17 protein-coding genes are annotated in these 19,232 nt (G+C 47.1%); 5 read left to right on the top strand and 12 right to left on the bottom strand.

Features of this window, described 5'->3' with window-relative positions:
* Positions 1–159: 159 nt before the first annotated feature.
* From ICN40_RS09615 to ICN40_RS09625, 3 genes are read right to left on the bottom strand one after another with little or no spacing between them, the layout of a single operon-like run.
* The gene (locus ICN40_RS09615) at positions 160–1,527 is read right to left on the bottom strand and encodes an NAD(P)(+) transhydrogenase (Re/Si-specific) subunit beta (RefSeq protein WP_216243697.1); all 1,368 of its coding nucleotides are present in this window, start codon (positions 1,525–1,527) and stop codon (positions 160–162) included.
* A gap of 33 nt (positions 1,528–1,560) precedes the next feature.
* On the bottom strand, positions 1,561–1,899 hold the full coding sequence (locus tag ICN40_RS09620) for a proton-translocating transhydrogenase family protein (protein WP_011903634.1): 339 nt from the start codon (positions 1,897–1,899) through the stop codon (positions 1,561–1,563).
* Positions 1,900–1,923: 24 nt separating this feature from the next.
* Positions 1,924–3,054, bottom strand: coding sequence for a Re/Si-specific NAD(P)(+) transhydrogenase subunit alpha (locus ICN40_RS09625; RefSeq protein ID WP_216243699.1), 1,131 nt, complete (start codon positions 3,052–3,054; stop codon positions 1,924–1,926).
* Positions 3,055–3,231: 177 nt separating this feature from the next.
* Here ICN40_RS09625 and mnmA point away from each other — a divergent pair, with 177 nt between their 5' ends.
* Positions 3,232–4,344, top strand: coding sequence for a tRNA 2-thiouridine(34) synthase MnmA (mnmA, locus tag ICN40_RS09630; RefSeq protein WP_216243701.1), 1,113 nt, complete (start codon positions 3,232–3,234; stop codon positions 4,342–4,344).
* A gap of 71 nt (positions 4,345–4,415) precedes the next feature.
* On the opposite strand, the gene ICN40_RS09635 is transcribed toward mnmA, so the two are convergent.
* Positions 4,416–5,030 (bottom strand): glutathione S-transferase N-terminal domain-containing protein, encoded by a 615-nt coding sequence (locus ICN40_RS09635; RefSeq protein WP_216243703.1) that lies wholly within the window; start codon positions 5,028–5,030, stop codon positions 4,416–4,418.
* Positions 5,031–5,125: 95 nt separating this feature from the next.
* Here ICN40_RS09635 and purB point away from each other — a divergent pair, with 95 nt between their 5' ends.
* The gene (purB, locus tag ICN40_RS09640) at positions 5,126–6,505 is read left to right on the top strand and encodes an adenylosuccinate lyase (RefSeq protein ID WP_216243705.1); all 1,380 of its coding nucleotides are present in this window, start codon (positions 5,126–5,128) and stop codon (positions 6,503–6,505) included.
* The gene (locus ICN40_RS09645; RefSeq protein ID WP_216243707.1) at positions 6,502–7,851 is read left to right on the top strand and encodes a 3-deoxy-D-manno-octulosonic acid transferase; all 1,350 of its coding nucleotides are present in this window, start codon (positions 6,502–6,504) and stop codon (positions 7,849–7,851) included. Before purB ends, ICN40_RS09645 begins: the two co-directional genes overlap by 4 nt.
* Before the next feature lie 23 nt (positions 7,852–7,874).
* On the opposite strand, the gene secF is transcribed toward ICN40_RS09645, so the two are convergent.
* From secF to queA, 5 genes are all read right to left on the bottom strand, one after another.
* Positions 7,875–8,849 carry a protein translocase subunit SecF gene (secF, locus tag ICN40_RS09650; RefSeq protein ID WP_216243709.1) on the bottom strand — a complete coding sequence of 325 codons (975 nt, stop codon included), beginning with the start codon at positions 8,847–8,849 and terminating at the stop codon, positions 7,875–7,877.
* Positions 8,850–8,852: 3 nt separating this feature from the next.
* Complete coding sequence (secD, locus tag ICN40_RS09655; protein WP_216243711.1) at positions 8,853–10,712, bottom strand: protein translocase subunit SecD; 1,860 nt, start codon at positions 10,710–10,712, stop codon at positions 8,853–8,855.
* A gap of 25 nt (positions 10,713–10,737) precedes the next feature.
* Positions 10,738–11,064 (bottom strand): preprotein translocase subunit YajC, encoded by a 327-nt coding sequence (gene yajC / locus ICN40_RS09660; RefSeq protein ID WP_215320955.1) that lies wholly within the window; start codon positions 11,062–11,064, stop codon positions 10,738–10,740.
* Between the two features lie 134 nt (positions 11,065–11,198).
* Positions 11,199–12,356 carry a tRNA guanosine(34) transglycosylase Tgt gene (gene tgt / locus ICN40_RS09665; protein WP_216243713.1) on the bottom strand — a complete coding sequence of 386 codons (1,158 nt, stop codon included), beginning with the start codon at positions 12,354–12,356 and terminating at the stop codon, positions 11,199–11,201.
* Positions 12,353–13,399 carry a tRNA preQ1(34) S-adenosylmethionine ribosyltransferase-isomerase QueA gene (queA, locus tag ICN40_RS09670; RefSeq protein WP_216243715.1) on the bottom strand — a complete coding sequence of 349 codons (1,047 nt, stop codon included), beginning with the start codon at positions 13,397–13,399 and terminating at the stop codon, positions 12,353–12,355. The genes tgt and queA overlap by 4 nt, the downstream gene beginning before the upstream one ends.
* Before the next feature lie 30 nt (positions 13,400–13,429).
* Between queA and recG the strand changes: the two genes are divergently transcribed.
* Together recG and ubiA are read left to right on the top strand one after the other, a co-directional pair.
* The gene (gene recG, locus ICN40_RS09675) at positions 13,430–15,493 is read left to right on the top strand and encodes an ATP-dependent DNA helicase RecG (protein WP_216243716.1); all 2,064 of its coding nucleotides are present in this window, start codon (positions 13,430–13,432) and stop codon (positions 15,491–15,493) included.
* A 10-nt stretch (positions 15,494–15,503) separates the two neighbouring features.
* Positions 15,504–16,367 (top strand): 4-hydroxybenzoate octaprenyltransferase, encoded by an 864-nt coding sequence (gene ubiA / locus ICN40_RS09680; protein ID WP_216243718.1) that lies wholly within the window; start codon positions 15,504–15,506, stop codon positions 16,365–16,367.
* Here the strand turns inward: ubiA and proC are convergent.
* From proC to glcF, 3 genes are read right to left on the bottom strand one after another with little or no spacing between them, the layout of a single operon-like run.
* Positions 16,364–17,233: a pyrroline-5-carboxylate reductase gene (gene proC, locus ICN40_RS09685; RefSeq protein WP_216243720.1), complete on the bottom strand. Its 870-nt coding sequence runs from the start codon at positions 17,231–17,233 to the stop codon at positions 16,364–16,366. The genes ubiA and proC overlap by 4 nt on opposite strands.
* Entirely contained in the window at positions 17,230–17,955 is a 726-nt protein-coding gene (locus ICN40_RS09690) for a YggS family pyridoxal phosphate-dependent enzyme (RefSeq protein WP_216243722.1), read from the bottom strand. The genes proC and ICN40_RS09690 overlap by 4 nt, the downstream gene beginning before the upstream one ends.
* Positions 17,952–19,229 (bottom strand): glycolate oxidase subunit GlcF, encoded by a 1,278-nt coding sequence (gene glcF / locus ICN40_RS09695; RefSeq protein WP_216243724.1) that lies wholly within the window; start codon positions 19,227–19,229, stop codon positions 17,952–17,954. Before glcF ends, ICN40_RS09690 begins: the two co-directional genes overlap by 4 nt.
* Positions 19,230–19,232: the final 3 nt, after the last annotated feature.

Raw genomic sequence — 19,232 nt, forward strand, 5'->3', positions numbered from 1 at the left:
TTTTGGCCGCCGGATTTTAAATACTCATTAACTACCTGGAGCTTGAACTCCGTACTGTATTTGCTCATAAAACAAAACCCCCTTGGTTGGACTTGATGTCCAACTTTTGGGGGTCAGTTCACGAAGGCGGTTAATTATTTGGTGATTTCTGAATCAGACTTATTCAACAGCCTTCACCATCTCCTCAACCACTTTCTTTGCATCACCGAAGACCATCATGGTTTTATCCATATAGAAGAGTTCGTTATCCAGGCCGGCATAACCAGCTGCCATCGAACGCTTGTTCACAATAATAGTCTTAGCCTTAAATGCTTCCAAGATTGGCATGCCAAAAATTGGGCTACCAGGTGTGCGTGCAGCAGGATTTACCACGTCATTCGCACCAAGGACTAACACTACGTCAGCCTGACCAAAGTCGCTATTGATATCTTCCATCTCAAATACTTGATCGTATGGAACTTCAGCTTCAGCCAAGAGTACGTTCATATGACCAGGCATACGGCCTGCCACTGGGTGAATCGCGTATTTCACAGTCACGCCATGATGAGTCAACTTTTCAGTCAATTCTTTCAATGCATGTTGAGCGCGAGCCACTGCCAAGCCATAACCTGGAACAATGATCACAGTGTCAGCATTTTCCATCAGGAAAGCGGCATCTTCAGGTGAACCTGTTTTGTAGTTCTTAGGGCCACCATCATCAGCACCGCCGGCAGCAGCTTCAGCGCCAAAGCCGCCTAGCAATACAGCCAAGATGGAGCGGTTCATCGCCTTACACATGATGTAAGACAGAATCGCACCGGATGATCCTACGCAAGCGCCCGCAATAATCAACACTGGGTTGTTTAAGGTGAAACCAATACCAGCCGCTGCCCAACCGGAATAGCTGTTCAGCATCGATACCACCACCGGCATATCAGCACCGCCGATAGGGATGATCAAGGTTACGCCCAATACCAAAGCAATGGCACACATTGCCAAGAAGGCTGCGTGGCTGTCACCCATGTAATAAGCGATACCAGCGCCTACCATCGAAACAGCCAAGATGAGGTTTAGCAAGTGTTGACCAGTAAAACTCACTGGCTTACCGCTCACTTTGCCTGATAACTTGCCGAATGCAATCACGGATGCAGTGAAGGTGATAGCGCCGATAAACGCGCCGATAAACAGCTCAATCTTTTGAGCGCCAGTATGGTCATGCGCTGGATTAAATACAGCAGCGATCGCAATTAACACAGCTGATAAACCTACGAAGGAGTGCATCAAGGCAACTAACTCAGGCATCTTGGTCATTTGCACGCGTTTAGCGGCAATCGTTCCAATAATCGCGCCACCCACAATTGCAACACCAATTAAAGAGATAACTGGTTTGAAATCAGGAATGAAGAAAGTAGTGACAACGGCTAACAACATACCAATCATGCCAAAGGTATTACCTTGACGTGAAGTAGTTGGTGAAGACAAGCCACGCAAAGCGAGGATGAACAACACCGACGAAATGAGATAAGAAATAGCGGTTATGTTTGACATAGTTTTGGTCTCTATATAGGTCTTGTTCTAGGTTTATTTGGTTCCAGCCGCATCAGCTTTAGGAGCTTTTTTCTTGAACATCTCAAGCATGCGGCGGGTGACCATAAAGCCACCAAAAATATTGATAGATGCGAGGAATACCGCTACTGCACCAATAATGCTGGTGAGAGTGATTTCATCGCCACCGATAACTTCAGTTTGGAGCAATGCTCCAACGATGATGATGCCGGAGATGGCATTGGTCACCGCCATTAAAGGCGTATGCAATGCTGGCGTAACGTTCCAAACTACGTGATAGCCAACAAAAATGGCCAATACAAACACAGTAATGTTTTGAACGGTGAGGATGCTTTGAAAGGCAGCGAGATCCATAGTGTTTCCTTAGTATTTTTACTATTAGTTTTTGCGGATGGCTTGACCATCACGACACATTAAGCAAGCGGTAACGATGTCATCATCACTTGGGATAACTAAATTGGCTTCTTTATCCACAATGAGTTTCATGAAGTCGAGCAAGTTACGTGAGTACAGTGCAGAAGCATCTGCCGCAACCATGCTAGCTAAGTTGGTGTAGCCAACAATTTTCACGCCATTCACATCAATTACTTTGTCAGCTTGCGTTAACGGGCAGTTACCTGAGCCGTTATCACCTTTGCCAGCAGCCAAGTCGATCACGACGGAGCCTGGCTTCATATTAGCAACCGTGTCGCTATGCAAAAGCACGGGCGGCTTACGTCCCGGAATCAATGCGGTTGTGATCACGATGTCAGCTTGTTGCGCACGCTCCGCAACCAAAGCCGCTTGACGCTTCATCCAAGCTTCAGGCATTGGACGGGCATAGCCACCAACGCCTTGAGCAATCTCTCGCTCTTCATCAGTTTCATAAGGAACGTCAACAAACTTGGCGCCTAATGATTCGATTTGTTCTTTGGCTGCTGGACGCACATCAGATGCTTCAATCACGGCGCCAAGACGTTTTGCTGTGGCAATTGCTTGTAAGCCTGCAACACCAGCGCCCAAGATTAGTATGCGAGCTGCTTTCACGGTTCCTGCAGCAGTCATCAGCATTGGCATGAAGCGTTGATATTCATTTGCAGCAACCAATACCGCTTTATAACCAGCAATGTTTGCCTGGGAAGACAAAACGTCCATACTTTGTGCGCGTGTTGTGCGTGGTGCAGCCTCTAAAGAGAATGCAGTAACACCTTGAGCAGCCATGGCTGCAATCATGTCGTTATCAAACGGATCGAGCATGCCCAGAAGAACGGCACCGGATTTAATCTGTTTAAGTTCGGCTGCCTCGGGCGCACGTACTTTAAGAACGATCTCTGCACCAAACGCATCTGCAGCGCTACCAATGCTTGCGCCGACAGATTCGTATGCGGAGTCAGGTTGACTGGCTTTTACTCCGGCGTCTTTTTGAATAACGACGGTATGACCTTGACCAATTAATTTTTTAACGGTTTCTGGTGTGGCGGCTACTCGAGTTTCCCCGGGCCTTGTTTCCAGTGGCACTCCTATGCGCATGGCATGTCTCCAAAAGCAAAAATTTATAAAAAATCTATTTTAGTTAAATAGGGCTCGTTGCGCCTATTTACTCACCCCTAAGTCCTTTTGCTTGGTTTTTGCCCGAAATTCTGTGAAATCAGGCTAAGACTTCTACAATATGGTCTGTAAGCTTATATTGAATTCTCGCATTTTTTGATGATCCCGCTCAATTCTTCCTCAATCCCGTCCTCCCAGCCCAAGAAAGTCGTTATTGGCATGTCTGGAGGGGTGGATTCGTCGGTGGCTGCCTGGATGCTCAAAGAGCAAGGCTTTGAAGTTATTGGCCTTTTTATGAAAAATTGGGAGGATGACGATAACGACGAGTACTGTTCTGCTCGTCAAGACTGGCTCGATGTGGTTTCAGTCGCAGATTTGATCGGAATAGACGTTGAAGCAGTCAATTTTGCTGCCGAATATCGTGAGCGCGTATTTGCTGATTTCTTGCGCGAGTACGCTGCAGGGCGAACACCCAACCCCGATGTCTTATGTAATGCCGAAATTAAGTTCAAGGCTTTCTTAGATCACTCCATCAGTTTGGGTGCGGATGCGATTGCAACAGGCCACTATGCGCGCGTCCGTCATGAAGGTGGCAGGGTGCAGTTGTTGAAAGCTGTCGATGCCAGTAAAGACCAGAGTTATTTCTTGCATCGTCTAACGCAGCAGCAATTAGCTAATGTAATGTTCCCTCTTGGTGAGATTCCCAAAACGGAAGTCAGAAAAATTGCAGAGCAAATTGGTTTGCACAATGCTAAAAAGAAAGACTCCACCGGGATTTGCTTTATTGGTGAACGTCCTTTTAGAGAATTCTTAAATCGCTATTTACCGCGCGTACCTGGCCCGATTAAAACGCCAGAAGGTAAGACGGTTGGTGAACATATGGGCTTGGCCTTCTTCACCTTAGGTCAACGCAAAGGTATTGGTTTGGGCGGCAGTCAAGACGGTAATGGTGACGCTTGGTATGTGGCGCGCAAGGACGTTCCTAATAACACCTTGTATGTAGCGCAAGGCCACGAACACCCATGGCTATTGGCTCACAAGCTTGCTGCTATGGATGCCAGTTGGGTTTCTGGCGCGGCACCAACACCTGGAAATTATTCCGCTAAGACTCGTTATCGACAAGCAGACTCTGCTTGTACATTGAGTGCTGGTGATGAAGCACTGAGTTTTGATTTGAGTTTTCCAGAGGCGCAGTGGGCTGTTACTCCTGGACAATCTGCCGTCTTATATGACGGAGATATTTGTTTGGGTGGCGGAATTATTTCCGCATAATTTTTATCAAACAGCAGATACAAAAATGCCAATCAGTTTTGATTGGCATTTTTTATTCAGCGGCAAGTTAATTAAGCAGCCGGTGGTTCGGTTTCAATAAAAGAAGGTCGCTGTAATAATTTTTGATACAGGCGATCTAAATTTGGGTATTGAGTTTGCCATTTCACTTCTGGAAAGCGAAATAATAAATATCCGATTGCGCAACCTACGGCGATATCTGCCAATGTAAGTTGATTGCCATGACACCAGGCATTTCCACCCAGTTGCTCGGACATGTGACGCAGCGCCACATCAATTTTGCTCATTTGACGATCAACCCATGCCTGGCTTTGTTGTTCAGTTGGGCGCCATGTAAGTTCTAGACGAGCCAAAATACTCGCGTCGACAATTCCGTCTGCTAGCGCTTCCCAGGTTTTCACGGCAGCGCGCTCACGGTTATCTGCTGGAATAAGCTTGCTGACTGGACTTAGGCCATCAGCGTATTCGGCGATAACGCGGGAGTCGTAAATAGCCTCTCCATCGTCAGCCATGAGGCAGGGAACCTTCCCTAAGGGGTTGGTAAGGGCTATTTTGGTGTCTGCAGCCCAAACATTCTCTAATTCGAGGTCAACATCGACCTTTTTCTCGTTAAAAACAATGCGTACTTTACGTACATAAGGGCTAGTGAGGGATCCGATAAGTTTCATGGGCTCAAGTATAGCGATCCTATTTGGGGTTTGCTGTACTCCAGAACGCATTAAAATCAGCTTTTATTGACATATTCAATGCAAAGGCAATATTCGTGAGTCAGCCGCTTTCAACCCTCAATGCCCTTTCCCCTCTAGATGGCCGTTATGCCGGAAAACTGGATGCCTTACGCCCCTGGCTTTCCGAAGCCGCTTTTATGCGCCAACGTGTTTTTGTGGAAATTCATTGGCTCTTGGCTTTGGCTGCTGCCGGCTTACCTGATGTCCCAAAAATTAATGCTGCTGACGAAGCTTTTTTGCTTTCGCTCCCAGAAAACTTTTCAGATGCAGATGCTCAGCGTATTAAAGATATCGAAGCGGTAACCAACCACGACGTAAAAGCAGTTGAGTACTTCTTGAAAGAAAAAGTTGCTGGACGACCAGATTTGTTGAAAGCAAGTGAGTTTATTCACTTTGCCTGTACATCAGAAGATATCAACAACACTTCTCACGGTTTAATGTTGCGCGGTGCACGTGATCAAGTTCTATTGCCTCAACTCAGAAAAGTACTCTCAGTACTGACTGATCTCGCGATTGAGAACGCTAAAGTGCCCTTGCTTTCTCGCACTCATGGCCAGCCGGCCTCACCAAGTACTTTGGGTAAAGAGATCGCCAATATTGCCAAGCGTTTAGAGCGTGCGATCGAATCTATCGCTGCAGCCCCTTTGCTAGGCAAGATGAATGGCGCAGTGGGTAACTATAACGCTCACATGTCAGCCTATCCTGATTTTGATTGGGAAAATTTTTCCAAGAGTGTGGTTGAAAAACGTCTGGGTTTAACGTTCAATCCTTACACCATTCAAATTGAGCCACACGATGGTATGGCTCAGCTCTTTGATGCGATCGCTCGTGCTAATACGATTCTTTTGGATATGGATCGCGACTTCTGGGCTTACATCTCGGTTGGCTACTTTAAGCAGCGCACTAAAGCAGGTGAGATCGGTTCATCTACGATGCCGCATAAAGTGAACCCGATTGATTTTGAAAACTCTGAAGGTAACTTGGGCGTTGCTAATGCATTGCTGCGCCACCTTGCAGAAAAATTACCAATCTCTCGTTGGCAGCGTGACTTGACTGACTCTACTGTCTTGCGCAATCTAGGCCCTGCATTTGGCCATAGCGTATTAGCTTATGACAGCGCCTTGCGCGGCCTTGGTAAGTTAGAGGTAAATCATGCTGCAATCGCTGCTGATTTGGACGCTTGTTGGGAAGTATTGGCTGAGCCAGTGCAAACGGTGATGCGCCGTTACGGCATCGAGAATCCCTATGAGCAGTTAAAAGAATTGACTCGTGGCAAAGGGATTAATCAAGCAGACCTGCAAACCTTTATTCGTGGTTTGAAGATTCCTGAGGATGCAAAAGTACGTTTGTTGGAGATGACACCATCTTCTTACTTAGGTAAGGCGGTCGAGTTGACCGAACGTCTCAAAAAGTGAGTTTGACTACCAATTCAGAATACGGGGCGCGTCCCCGGATCTGGTTTGCTGCTTATCAATTGCTATGGCACCTCTTATTGCCATTAGCATTTATACGTCTAGCTTGGCGTGCACGTCATGCCTTCTCCTATCTTCATCACATTCCTGAGCGATTGGGCTTTGGCTACAGCAAGCCTATTGCTCTGGGCTCTATTTGGATTCATGCGGTATCAGTTGGTGAGACGCGCGCTGCACAACCTTTGATTGAGGCTTATTTAGCTAAGGGCGAATCTATTTTGCTCACCCACATGACTTTGAATGGCCGCCGTACTGGCAAGCAGTTATTTGCTAAAGAGATTGCTGCTGGGCAAATGCGTCAAGTTTATTTACCTTACGACCTTTGCTGGTCTGTAGAGCATTTCTTGAAAACATTTAAGCCAAAGTTTGGCCTCTTCATGGAAACCGAGGCGTGGCCGACGGTGGTCTTTCGTTGCAAAGAAATTGGCTTACCCCTATTTCTAGTAAATGCTCGCCTTTCCGAGAGAAGCGCCAGACGCGTTAATCGATTTGGTGAAGCGGGGCGTGCATTATTTCAAGCCTTTGCGGGAATCCTCGCGCAGACTGAGTTTGATGCAGGGCGTTATCGCAGCCTAGGCGTTAAAAATGTTGTTATTACCGGCAATCTGAAATTTGATGTTCCGCTCGATCCAAAATTGCTTGCTGAGGGTAAAGAATGGCAGAGTGAGCTACATGCCGGAAATCGCTTGATGGTGTGTGCAGCGAGCACGCGCGATGGAGAGGAGGCCATTATTCTGAAGGCTTGGAAAGATTTACTCCTAAGTAATGCATTTCCAATTCCACCTCTGCTTTGTTTGGTACCGCGCCATCCCGAGCGCTTCACAGAAGTAGCAGATCAAATTAATAATGCTAGCTTTAGATTTCGCCGTCGTAGCGAGTGGCCTGGTACTCCGAGTGAGTGCGCTGGATTGGATGTTGTTTTGGGCGACTCCATGGGTGAGATGCCGATGTATTACAGCGCTTCTGACTTAGTGCTAATGGGTGGAAGCTTGCTGCCCTTTGGAGGTCAAAACTTGATTGAGGCGTGTGCAGCCGGCTGCCCTGTTCTATTGGGTGAGCACACCTATAACTTTCAACAGGCTGCCTTAGATGCGATTGATAGTGGCGCTGCTAAACGCATTCATGGCGAATTACTTTTAACGGAGCCAATAGCCTTAATGGAGGCCTTGAAAGCATTGCTTCTGAATAATGCTGAGTTAGCGAAGATGGGCGCCGCTGCTAAGGCTTATTCAACTGAACATCAAGGCGCAACTAACAGAATCTTAGCTGCCCTTGATCAACAAAACTGACGCTGAACTAAAAAACTGCTGAGTTAAACCCGTGCCCCGTAGTTGGGATCATCATTGCGGGCATTGTCATCAGGCTTTTTATCGCCCTTCACTAAATCTTCACGTGTAACACCAAGCCACATGGCTAATGCTGCAGCCACGAAGACTGAAGAGTAGATACCAAACAAAATACCAATGGTCAGTGCTAATGCAAAGTAAAAGAGTGTTGGACCACCAAAGACCAGCATTGCCAGGACCATCATTTCAGTACTGCCGTGAGTGATTACGGTACGGCTGATAGTGCTCGTGATTGCGTTATCAATGATTTCACGGGTATTCATCTTGCGATATTTGCGGAAGTTCTCACGAATACGGTCAAAGATCACCACAGATTCGTTTACTGAGTACCCTAGAACTGCGAGAACAGCCGCCAACACTGAGAGGGAGAACTCCCACTGGAAGAAGGCAAAGAAGCCCAGGATGATGACAACGTCATGTAAGTTCGCAATGATGCCGGCAAGCGCAAACTTCCACTCAAAGCGGAAGGATAGATACACCACGATGCCAATGATTACAAAGATGAGTGCTTTTAAGCCGTCAATAGCCAACTCTTGACCCACCTGTGGGCCAACAAACTCAACGCGTTGCAATTTCACACCAGTCGTTGCTGGTTCAAGCGCTTGCATCACTGCCGTGCTTTGATCAGCAGAAGAAATCAATTTGCCTTCAGCATCTTTTTGCAATGGTAGGCGAATCATGACATCGCGTGAGCTACCAAAGTTCTGAATTTGAGTATCTGCATAGCCCAACTTCTCAACCTTGGTACGAATGGAGTCCAAAGGCGCAGTTTGTGGATAGCTGACTTCCATCACCGTTCCACCAGTAAATTCGATGGAGAGATGCAGGCCGTTATGCCAGAGGAAAAAGACTGCAGCTAAAAAAGTAACTAAAGAAATCGCATTAAGCACCAATGCATGGCGCATGAAGGGAATATCTTTTTTGATCCGGAAAAATTCCATGGCTTATTTCTCCTGTGGACGCCAAACTTGGCCGATAGCGAGTTTTTGAATCTTCTTATGTCTGCCGTACCAGAGGTTAACAAGGCCACGTGAGAAGAAGACAGCCGAGAACATTGAAGTCAGAATACCTAAGCAGTGAACCACTGCGAAGCCTTTGATAGGGCCAGATCCAAATGCTAACAAGGCCAGACCAGCAATTAAGGTTGTTACGTTAGAGTCCAGGATTGTTGCCCAAGCTTTATCAAAGCCGACAGAAATGGCTGTTTGTGGCGAAGCTCCGTTACGTAACTCTTCACGAATACGTTCGTTAATCAACACGTTGGAGTCAATAGCCATACCCAGAGCCAAGGCCATCGCAGCGATGCCCGGCAAGGTGAGCGTGGCTTGCAGCATCGATAGCACTGAGATGAGCAAGAGCAAGTTCACCGCCAAAGCGACAACGGAGAAAGTGCCAAACAGTAAGTAGTAGACCATCATGAAAATCGCGATCGCAGTAAAGCCGATCAAGAGCGACTTAAAGCCCTTCTCAATATTTTCTGCGCCAAGGCTTGGTCCAATAGTGCGTTCTTCAATGATTTCCATTGGTGCTGCTAATGATCCAGCGCGCAAGAGCAGGGCTAAGTCATTAGCGCTCTCGGTAGTTGGCTGACCAGTGATCTGGAACTTAGAGCCAAACTCACTTTGAATGGTGGCGATGGTGAGCACTTCACCTTTACCCTTTTCAAATAAGATCATGCCCATCGGCTTGCCGATATTTTCGCGAGTCACTTCTTGCATGACGCGACCACCAGCGGCATCCAGGGAGATGTTTACTGCTGGGCGTTGGTTTTGGTCAAAGCCAGCACTAGCATCGGTAATGCGATCACCACTGAAGATGACTGATTTTTTAAATACACCCAAGCGATTTTCACCAAAGCGGAAAGTATCCATGCCTGGAGGAGGGGTTTCGCCTAAGCTGATGGTAGACGCCAAGGGGTCAGCTAAGCGAGACTCTAGAGTTGCTGTGCGACCGATGATGTCTTTGGCACGAGCGGTATCTTGTACGCCAGGTAACTGCACCACAATGCGCTCAGCACCTTGTTGCTGAATCACCGGCTCTTTAACCGCTAATTCATTGACGCGCTTATTAAGGGTGATGATGTTTTGTTTGACGGCGTTATCTTGAATGGCCTTGAGAGCAGCTGGCTTAAATTCACCCACTAATTTAGGTAAAGAGCCATTGGATTTGATTAACCAAATGAGCTCAGGTTGCCCCGTTGTAAGTACTGCGCGCGCTTGATCTGCATCTTCGACATTGGCGAAGTTAATGGAGATAAAGTCAGCGCCACGTTCAATACCTTGATGCCTGATGCTCTTATCGCGTAATTGACTGCGAATATCGCCTGCCAAGGAAGTCACTTTTTTCTGGACTGCCCCCTTCATATCCACTTGCAAGAGGAAATAGACACCGCCACGCAAATCAAGGCCTAGTGGCATTGGTAATGCATTGATTGCACTTAACCAGCCCGGTGTATTGGACAGCAGGTTTAAGGCAACAGTGTAGTTGGGATCATTTTGATCTACATTTAATTTCTGCTGCAATAGATCGCGTGCGCGCAACTGAATGTCAGTGTTATTGAAGCGAACTTTGATCGAGCCTACATTGCCAGCGACTTCGAAGAAGAGACCGGTGTTACTAATGTTAGCTTCTGTAAGAATCTTTTCGACACGAGCCTGCGTTGCCAAATCAACCTTGATGGTTGGCTTGGCAGACGAGACTTGAACCGCTGGAGCCTCACCATAGAAATTGGGTAATGAATATAGTCCGCCGATCAGTAATGCAACGGCAATGACTAGATATTTCCAGAGAGGGTAGCGATTCATATTGAGATACTTTTAAACAAATAAATTAAGCAGACTTCAGAGTGCCTTTTGGCAATACTGTAGTGATGGCACCTTTTTGCATGTGCACTTCAGTGCCAGCAGAAATTTCAACGGTAACCACTTGGTCTTTCAATGCCGTTACTTTGCCCATGATGCCGCCAACAGTAACAACTTCATCGCCAACGCCTAATGACTCGAGCATTGCCTTAGTTTCTTTTTGACGCTTCATTTGTGGGCGAATCATGATGAAGTACAAAACTGCAAACATCAAAATCAAAGGGAGAAAGCTCATCAAGCCACTGGAATCTGCGCCCGCTGCAGGAGCTTGGGCAAAAGCGTTACTAATCCACATACAAAACCTCCGTTAATTACCAATTAAAAACTGCGATATTTTTCGACCTTTAAACCGATGGCCGTAACCCGCAATTCTAAACTGTGTGGGGCTTTGGAGGTGATTTACAGGGGGTTTTGCCCCCTGTAGGGCTATTAGTCCTGTCCAGGCTCAACACCACGCTGGCGATTGCTATGAAATTCCTCACGATAGGCGCTAAAGCGGTCTTTGCTGAGAGCCTCGCGGACCTCAGTCATCAGCTGGAGGTAGTAGGACAGGTTATGAATGGTGTTTAGCTGGGACCCTAGGATCTCATTCGCCTTTTGGAGGTGATTTAAATAGGATCTGGTGAAGTTTTGGCAGGTATAGCAGGCGCAGGTAGGGTCTACTGGGCGATCATCGTCCTTGTACCCAGAATTACGGAGCTTTAGGTCGCCAAAGCGGGTAAAGAGCCAGCCATTGCGGGCGTTGCGGGTTGGCATCACGCAATCAAACATATCAATGCCTAGGCTAACGCCCAATATCAGATCTTCTGGAGTGCCAACGCCCATTAAATAATGAGGCATAAGTTCTGGCAATTTGGGTGCAGTGAAATTGAGAATCCGCTCAAACTCGGGTTTAGGCTCTCCAACTGATAAGCCACCAATAGCAATCCCATCAAAACCTTGCTGACTTACGGCATCTAAAGAAAATTCACGAAGATTCTCAAACATGCCGCCTTGGACAATGCCAAAGAGTCCATTTCCAGTATTGAGCTCTCGGAAACGCTTAAGGGAGCGATCACCCCAACGCAAAGACATTTCTAGTGATGCACGAGCTGTTTTTTCAGAGGTGGGTTGACCTTTGATTTCATAAGGAGTGCATTCATCAAACTGCATCGCGATATCGCTATTGAGAACCGCCTGAATTTCCATTGACACTTCTGGAGACATAAATAATTTGTCGCCATTGATTGGAGATGCAAAAGTCACACCCTCTTCAGAGATCTTGCGCAACGCGCCCAAACTAAATACCTGAAAGCCACCAGAGTCAGTGAGGATTGGTTTGTCCCAACCCATAAAACGATGCAAGCCACCATGTTTTTTAATCACATCTAATCCTGGTCTTAGCCAGAGATGAAAAGTGTTTCCCAAAATAATTTGTGCCTTGGCTTCATTCAAATCACGCGGTGTCATTGCCTTGACGGTGCCATACGTTCCCACGGGCATGAAGATTGGTGTTTGCACGCTGCCATGTGGAAGGTCAAGCTGACCAAGGCGAGCTGGGCTTTGCGAGTCGCGCGCCAGGATATTGAAGTGAACAGGTTTGGTCATAACTTTGGATTCTCGAGTCGACATAGAAACATCGCATCTCCATAGCTGAAGAAACGATACTTCTGATGAATGGCATGTTGATAAGCGGCGCGAATGTTTTCCATTCCCGCAAAAGCACTGACCAACATTAATAAGGTAGATTTTGGCAGATGAAAGTTGGTTAACAAACAATCTATGGTTTTAAATTGGTAGCCGGGGGTAATAAAGAGATTGGTCTCGCCGCTATTTTGCCCGCTAGCAGCCTGGCTCTCTAGTGCGCGCAGACTGGTAGTGCCTACCGCAACAACTTTGCCACCATTTTTCTTGGTAGTCTCAATAGCTTCTAATGTCTCATTGGGGATAGAGAACCATTCGTAATGCATCTTATGTTTTGAAAGATCTTCTTCGCGAACAGGAGTAAATGTTCCTGCACCGACATGAAGTGTGACGGTTGCGTGATTTACACCAGCATCCTTTAGCTTTTGCAAAATTGCTTCATCAAAATGTAAGCCTGCTGTTGGGGCAGCTACCGCCCCTGGATTTTTGGCAACTACCGTTTGATAACGCTGCGCATCTTCACCATCGGGTTGATGCTCAATATAGGGGGGCAATGGGAGCTCACCAAAACGTTCAAGCAAGGAAAACACATTCTCAGGAAAGCGCACCTCGTAAAAACGTCCGTCATACCCAATCATCTCTACAGGAAAGGTTTCGCCAGCCTGATTGTGAATATGAACAGTGGTTCCAGTCTTGGGTACCTTGGAGGCTCTAATTTGCACCCAAACCTGCTTTTCACCGCTAATTCGTTCAATGAGCAGTTCCACGTTCCCGCCAGTCTCCTTTTTGCCGTGTAAGCGCGCAGGAATAACCTTGGTGTCATTAAAGACTAATAAGTCCCGGGGCTGAACAATGCTCAGAATGTCCTTAAACTGTCGATCTACCAATTGGACGTGATTTGGCCCATCAGCCTTGACCTCTAAGAGGCGGCTATCGGTTCTATTCGCCAAGGGATGTTGGGCGATTAGCTCGGGTGGGAGTTCGTAATTAAAGTCGGAGAGTTGCATAGCATTACCATCAGGTATTAGATTTTAACGATGACTACTAAACAAGCGCCAAGCACACTCCAAAAGATGGGTTTAGATACCCCTATGGCCCTTGCTTTGCACTTGCCATCCCGTTACGAGGATGAGACCGAGCTGCTCACTATCGAGGAGGCAATACATCAGGGTCGATTTAACTCCGCTCAGACTCAAGGTGCAGTTATTCGTAATCAGGTCTTATTTAGACCCAGAAGGCAGATGATAGTCACTATTGAGGATGAAACTGAAACCTTAAATCTGCGTTTCCTGAACTTCTATCCTAGCCAGCAAAAACAAATGGCTGTTGGGGTCAATATTCGAGTCCGCGGTGAAGTGCGTGAAGGTTTTCAGGGTCCAGAGATGGTGCACCCTACGGTGAGAGCTGTCGCTCCAGATGCACCTTTGCCCGTTAGTCTGACTCCAGTTTATCCAGCAAGTGTTGGAGTCTCGCAAACCATTATTCGTAAGGCAGTGACACAAGCCTTGCGTGAACCAAGTCTGCAAGATAGTTTGGCTGAGTTCTTGCCCAAAGAACTGATGGCAGAGTTGCTACCAAGTCATGATTGGCCAAACTTGCAAGCGGCGATTACCTATTTGCATCAACCACCTGCTGATGCAAATACCCAAGCATTGCTAGAGCGTACTCATCCTGCTTGGCGTCGAGTGCAGTTTGAGGAACTCCTTGCTCAGCAAATTTCGTTAAAGCGTGCCCATGCGATTCGTCGGGAGCGGCATGCACCAAGCTTTCCAAGGGCAAAGAAACAAAGCTTTGAAGAGGGTTTGTTAAAGGCATTACCTTTTAAATTAACTAATGCTCAAGATCGTGTTTGGTCTGAAATTAGTAATGATCTTTCTCAATCATTTCCGATGAATCGCCTTCTACAAGGAGATGTGGGTAGCGGCAAGACCGTAGTGGCTGCTTTAGCTGCGGCGCGGGTGATGGATCATGGTTATCAAGCAGCCATCATGGCGCCTACGGAGATCTTGGCTGAGCAGCACTACCTCAAAATGAAAGAATGGTTTGAACCTTTGGGGGTAATAATCGCTTGGCTGTCAGGGAGTCTGAAAGCCAAAGAAAAAAGACTGGCACAAGAGGTGATTGAGAATGGACAAGCCCAACTCATTATTGGTACACATGCCTTGATTCAGGAGAATGTCAGTTTTGCCAGGTTGGGTTTAGCGGTGATTGATGAGCAACATCGCTTTGGAGTGAGGCAGCGTTTAGAGATTCAGCAACGTGTTGGTTCGGAATTATTTTACTGTCATCAACTGATGATGTCTGCCACCCCAATACCGCGCACTTTAGCGATGACCTACTATGCAGACTTAGATGTCTCTGTTATCGATGAGTTACCTCCCGGTCGAAAACCGATTGCTACCAAGGTAGTTAAAGCCAGTCGCCGTGATGAGGTGATCGGTGGTTTGCAAAGTTGGTTGTCTAAGGGGTTGCAAGCGTACTGGGTTTGCCCTCTCATTGAAGAGTCTGAAGTGCTGCAATTGCAAACAGCAGTTGAGAGCTTCGAGCAACTGACGCAGGCTTTACCTGACTTCAAGGTTGGCCTGGTACATGGCAGATTAAAAGCAGAAGAAAAAGCGGCAGTCATGGCTGCCTTCAAGGCAAACGAGATTCAGCTCTTAGTGGCTACTACGGTAATTGAGGTTGGGGTAGACGTACCTAATGCGGCGTTAATGGTGATTGAGCATGCTGAGCGTTTTGGTTATGCCCAGATTCATCAATTACGCGGGCGCGTGGGTAGAGGGTCTGCGGATTCGGTCTGTATTTTGATGTATGCCGAACCACTTTCAATGGCCGCCAAGGAGCGTCTACAAACTTTACGTGAGACCTCAGATGGTTTTGTGATTGCTGAGCGAGATTTATCACTGCGTGGTCCGGGTGAATTATTGGGCGCAAAGCAATCAGGGGATGCGATGTTGCGCTTTGTTGATTTGCAACGCGACGCCTGGTTAATTGAGTTGGCTCAACAGGCGGCTGAGCGCTTACTCGCTGAGCATGCAGATCTGGTAGAGCGTCATTTAGAGCGCTGGCTCGGATCTCGAGCTGAATTTCTGAAGGCCTGATAATTACCTTATGAATTTAAAAGATCGTTTTATTTCTTACGGGTACCTAATCAGGCTAGATAAGCCAATTGGTACGCTATTACTGTTATGGCCTACGCTCTGGGCTCTTTGGTTGGCAAGCAGTGGCGTGCCTGATTTATCCATTTTGCTGATCTTTACGGTTGGTACTTTTTTGATGCGTAGTGCGGGCTGCGCAATCAACGATTATGCTGATCGTGATTTTGATCGGCATGTTAAGCGGACTCAAGGTCGCCCAGTCACGAGTGGAAAAATCTCCGGCAAAGAGGCTGTAGCCGTAGCTGGTGTTTTGGCACTACTCGCCTTTTTACTCATTCAGCCCCTGAACCTATTTACAAAGCAGTTGTCCGTGCTTGCTTTAATAGTAGCCTTCGTCTATCCCTTTACTAAACGCTTTTTTGTCATGCCTCAAGCTGTCTTGGGTATTGCCTTTGGCTTTGGCATTCCGATGGCGTATGCGGCTATTTTGGATTTCATCCCCCTAGAGGCTTGGTTCTTATTTATTGGGAACATCTTTTGGGCGATTGCTTATGACACCGCTTATGCCATGGTTGATCGCGATGATGATCTGCGCCTAGGGTTGAGAACATCGGCCATTACTTTTGGTCAGTACGATGTCGTCGCTATAGCAATAAGCTACGGGATGCTTTTTCTGAGTCAGCTATGGGTGGCGCAATTAGCCAGCTTAAGCAATTATTATTTAGTGGGTTGGTTCGCTGCATTGGCTTGCGCAATCTATCACTTGAAGTTGGTTTCAACTCGCAATAGAGATAATTGCTTTAAAGCATTCCGCCATAACAACTGGTTAGGCGGATTTTTATTTATAGGAATTGTGCTGGGTTTAGGTATTAACTAACTCTGGCCGAGTTCATCGCCCATCGTTTTGCCACGCTGACTGGCTGCATCAATCGCTTTTTCTAAAATTTCATGCCAACCTTGTTGTTTCATGACATCTAGAGCGGCAGCAGTGGTTCCACCCTTTGAAGTGACTCTCTCGCGGAGAACGCCAGCGTGTTCATCAGAGTTATGGGCGAGCTGTGTAGCACCCTCAAGAGTGGCATAAGCCAGCTTGCGAGCCGTCTCTGAATCAAGACCGAGCTTCTCTCCAGCAGATTGCATTGCCTCTAGAAATGCAAAGACATAGGCTGGGCCACTACCAGAAACAGCAGTTACTGCATCCATCAATTTTTCTTCATTTACCCAAACGGTTTGACCTACCGCATTACAAATGGTTTCAGCTAAGGCGCGGTCAGATTGATCTACAGCTGTATCTGCAAAAAGACCGGTAATCCCTTTACCAATTAAGGCTGGAGTATTGGGCATAGCGCGCACACAGCGTGTGTGATCAAGCCAGCGACTCATATCTTTTAGGCGAATACCGGCAGCGATGCTCAGAATGAGTGGGCCGGGAGCGCTAGCATGCTTAAGTTTAGATGCCAAACCTTTGGCGACGACATTGAAGTCTTGGGGTTTGATCGCCATGACAAGCACATTATTTTTAGAGAAGTCAAAAGCGATATGTTCTAAAGCGCTAATGCCTTGAACGCCAAAATCTTCGTGCAGCTTGAGGGCGGTTGTAGCATTTGCTTCTACAACAGAGATTTGATTGGATTCGAATCCACTAGCAAGAAGGCCGCTAATGAGGGCGCGCCCCATATTGCCGCCACCAATAAAGATGATGTGCGCATTGCTATTGTTTTGTGCGATTTTGTTTGTGCTCATTTGCTAATCTTATCGCGCTTCCCGAAAATGGCTGTACCAACGCGAACTACAGTGCTGCCTTCAGCGATGGCGGCCTCTAAATCATCGGACATGCCCATCGAAAGGGTGTCAAAGAACTGGTAACCAAGTTCAGTGAAATGGCTGGCCTGTATGCGCTTGAAACAATCTTGTACGGCTGCAAAAGCCTGGCGTTGCAAGACGGGGTCTGGATTAGGTGCGGGAATAGCCATCAAGCCCCGCAGAACTAAGTTTGGCAAAGAGGTAATAGCGTTACAGAGTTCTTCAACTTCAACCAGGGAAATGCCGCTTTTGCTCTCTTCCTCGCTAACATTGATTTGTACGCAAACCATCAATGGCGGTAAATCTGGAAACTCGCCACGTTGGGCGGATAGGCGTTCTGCAATTTTGAGGCGGTCCACACTATGAACCCAATCGAAGTGTTGGGCTACTTCTCTGGTTTTATTGCTCTGCAAAGGTCCAATGAAATGCCAGTTCAACCAGGGGCGTAATTTAGCTAGCTTCTCAATTTTTTCAACGGCCTCTTGCACATAGTTTTCGCCAAAGGCTGATTGACCAGCATGCATAGCTTCCTCAACTGCAGAAGCTGGAAAGGTTTTGCTAACGGCTAAAAGTTCAATATCTTCCGGCTCACGCTTTGCTGCTAGGGCAGCAAGTTCAATCCTTGCTCTAACTTGCATCAGATTGACAACAATGGAATTCATGAGGCCTTAGAAGATTTGCTAAGTAATTGATCTACGATTTCAATCCAATGCACTACTGGGGTGTCTTCTTGCTGCAGATGGGTGATGCAGCCAATGTTTCCAGAAACAATGACCTCTGCACCAGATTCCTCGCAGGCGGCATTTAAGTGGGTTAACTTATTTTTACGAAGTTGCTCAGAGAGTTCTGGTTGAGTAACAGAGTAAGTGCCTGCAGAGCCGCAGCAAAGATGGCTGTCCGCACATAAACGCACACCAATACCGATACTAGAAAGTAAGCCCTCAACCTTGCCGCGAATTTGTTGGCCGTGTTGCAAGGTGCAAGGCGGGTGATATACGACGCCTGGTTTTGGATCTGTACCTACCAGCTGCACCAGCTCATTTTGCAAGGAAGGTAGTATTTCAGAAATATCTTTGGTCAGCTCTGAAATCTTTTTCGCTTTGGCTGCGTAGATGGGATCATTTGCAAAGAGATGGCCATAGTCCTTCACCATCACACCACAACCAGATGCAGTCATGACAATGGCTTCTACACCACTTTCAACCAAAGGCCACCACGCATCAATATTTTGCTTGGCATTATCTAAACCGCCAGCTTGATCATTAAGGTGATAGCGTAGTGCTCCACAGCAAGTGGCATTGGGCGCACTAATCATTTGAATCTTTAACGCGTTAAGCACACGTGCTGTTGCTGAATTGATATTTGGGAGCATGCCAGGCTGTACGCAACCTTCGAGTAAAACCATTTTGCGCTGATGGGTTGTAGTAGGTCTTGCGTAAGCATCAGTGGAATCGGCCAGTGCTTTATTAACAGTTAGCGGAATCTTGCGCTTGATGCCGCTTGGCATTAACGGACGCACTAAGCGACCTAGGGTCATAGCCGTATTAAATAAAGCAGGCTTAGTTAAACCTTCTTTTAGGGCCCAACGGGTCAAGCGTTGGCCGATTGGGCGCTCAGGCGTATTTTCTTCTGCCCACTTGCGACCAATGTCTATTAAGTTGCCGTATTGAACACCGCTCGGGCAAGTACTCTCGCAATTGCGACAAGTTAAACAGCGATCTAAATGCAGGCGAGTCTTTTCAGTGGGTGCCTGCCCTTCTGCGATCTGCTTAATCAGATAGATGCGTCCGCGAGGCCCATCTAACTCATCACCTAGTATTTGATAGGTAGGGCAGGTGGCCGTACAAAAACCACAGTGAACACATTTGCCCAGAATGCGGGCTGCCTCGATACCTTCCGGTGTGTTGGCAAATTGAGGAGCGAGTTGAGTTTGCATAGA

The organism is Polynucleobacter sp. Fuers-14 (assembly GCF_018882045.1).
GTDB lineage: Bacteria > Pseudomonadota > Gammaproteobacteria > Burkholderiales > Burkholderiaceae > Polynucleobacter.

Excerpts from the sequence above, each read along its gene's own strand:
- ICN40_RS09635 (WP_216243703.1), bottom strand. The coding sequence starts at position 5,030 with ATGAAACTTATCGGATCCCTCACTAGCCCTTATGTACGTAAAGTACGC.
- ubiA (WP_216243718.1), top strand. The coding sequence starts at position 15,504 with ATGAATTTAAAAGATCGTTTTATTTCTTACGGGTACCTAATCAGGCTA.
- ICN40_RS09615 (WP_216243697.1), bottom strand. The coding sequence starts at position 1,527 with ATGTCAAACATAACCGCTATTTCTTATCTCATTTCGTCGGTGTTGTTC.
- secF (WP_216243709.1), bottom strand. The coding sequence starts at position 8,849 with ATGGAATTTTTCCGGATCAAAAAAGATATTCCCTTCATGCGCCATGCA.
- yajC (WP_215320955.1), bottom strand. The coding sequence starts at position 11,064 with ATGTGGATTAGTAACGCTTTTGCCCAAGCTCCTGCAGCGGGCGCAGAT.
- queA (WP_216243715.1), bottom strand. The coding sequence starts at position 13,399 with ATGCAACTCTCCGACTTTAATTACGAACTCCCACCCGAGCTAATCGCC.
- glcF (WP_216243724.1), bottom strand. The coding sequence starts at position 19,229 with ATGCAAACTCAACTCGCTCCTCAATTTGCCAACACACCGGAAGGTATC.
- ICN40_RS09690 (WP_216243722.1), bottom strand. The coding sequence starts at position 17,955 with ATGAATTCCATTGTTGTCAATCTGATGCAAGTTAGAGCAAGGATTGAA.
- secD (WP_216243711.1), bottom strand. The coding sequence starts at position 10,712 with ATGAATCGCTACCCTCTCTGGAAATATCTAGTCATTGCCGTTGCATTA.
- ICN40_RS09625 (WP_216243699.1), bottom strand. The coding sequence starts at position 3,054 with ATGCGCATAGGAGTGCCACTGGAAACAAGGCCCGGGGAAACTCGAGTA.
- recG (WP_216243716.1), top strand. The coding sequence starts at position 13,430 with ATGACTACTAAACAAGCGCCAAGCACACTCCAAAAGATGGGTTTAGAT.
- proC (WP_216243720.1), bottom strand. The coding sequence starts at position 17,233 with ATGAGCACAAACAAAATCGCACAAAACAATAGCAATGCGCACATCATC.
- mnmA (WP_216243701.1), top strand. The coding sequence starts at position 3,232 with ATGATCCCGCTCAATTCTTCCTCAATCCCGTCCTCCCAGCCCAAGAAA.
- tgt (WP_216243713.1), bottom strand. The coding sequence starts at position 12,356 with ATGACCAAACCTGTTCACTTCAATATCCTGGCGCGCGACTCGCAAAGC.
- ICN40_RS09620 (WP_011903634.1), bottom strand. The coding sequence starts at position 1,899 with ATGGATCTCGCTGCCTTTCAAAGCATCCTCACCGTTCAAAACATTACT.